We start from the raw sequence: 1,037 nt of genomic DNA on the forward strand, positions 1-1,037 counted from the left end.
CCTCATCCGGCGCTTCGCGCCACCTTCTCCCACAAGGGGAGAAGGGAAGAATTCACGTCGCGTAGTCGGGCTCTTTCCTGTCCAGCATCCGCTTCAGCGCATCGAAATGCCGCTGCGCCGGCATCGGTCCCTTGTAGAGATGCTCGTCCTTGTAATCGCGTTTGGTTTTCTCCACCACGGGCGCGGGAAGCTGCTTCAGCCTCTGGCCGGTCCACATCGCATAGATCTGCACCTGGGCGGCGCGCTCGACGTAATAGAGCATGTCATAGGCTTCCGCGACGGTCGCGCCGACGGTGGAGATGCCGTGATTGGCCATGAACAGCACGGTCTTGTCGCCAATGACTTTTGCCAGCCGCGCGCCTTCAGCAGGATCGAGGGCCGGGCCGGTATACTCATCGTCATAGGCAATCGCCCCGGAGAGACCGACCTCGGTCTGGCCGATCTCCTTGATGCGGGGATCTTCCAGCCGCGTCAGCGCGCTGGCATGCGGCATGTGGGTGTGAAACACCGCCTTCGCCTGCGGCAGCGCCTTGTGGATCGGCGCGTGGATGCAATAGCAGGAGCGCTCGACCTCGCCCTCGCCGCTCTTGACCTCGCCGTCGTCGATGCCGACTTCCATGAAGCAGGAAGCGGTGACCTCCGACCAATGCGTGCCGAACGGGATCTGGTAGTAGCGGTCGCTCTTATCAGGCACCACGAAGGTCAGATGGTTGAAGATGCCTTCGGAAAATCCCTGGATGAAGGCCAGCCGGTGCGCGGCCGCGAGATCGACCCGCGCCTGCCATTCCTCGGCGCTGTATTCGCTGAGCGACTTCGGCGAAACCCTGAACTGCATGTGCGTTCTCCCTGATCCGCTTGTAGCGCCTGCCCCTCGGCGGAGGCTTTGATGGCCGTTATGTGTAGTAGTGTAGCGCAATCCGGCGCCGGCATGGCTGAAATTGCAGCGGGCCTGCCATCTGAATTTGTCGCGCCTTCCCTTCTCCCCCTGTGGGAGAAGGTGGATCGCTGACGCGCAGCGGCAGCGAGACGGATGAGGG

The 1,037-nt window shown here is 62.5% G+C and carries 1 protein-coding gene; it reads right to left on the reverse strand.

Features of this window, described 5'->3' with window-relative positions:
* Window positions 1–52: 52 nt before the first annotated feature.
* A complete protein-coding gene (locus CQ14_RS00005) occupies window positions 53–835 on the reverse strand; it encodes a class II aldolase/adducin family protein (protein WP_057855928.1) in 783 nt (260 codons plus the stop codon).
* Window positions 836–1,037 lie beyond the last annotated feature (202 nt).

The organism is Bradyrhizobium lablabi, assembly GCF_001440475.1.
Lineage (GTDB): Bacteria > Pseudomonadota > Alphaproteobacteria > Rhizobiales > Xanthobacteraceae > Bradyrhizobium > Bradyrhizobium lablabi.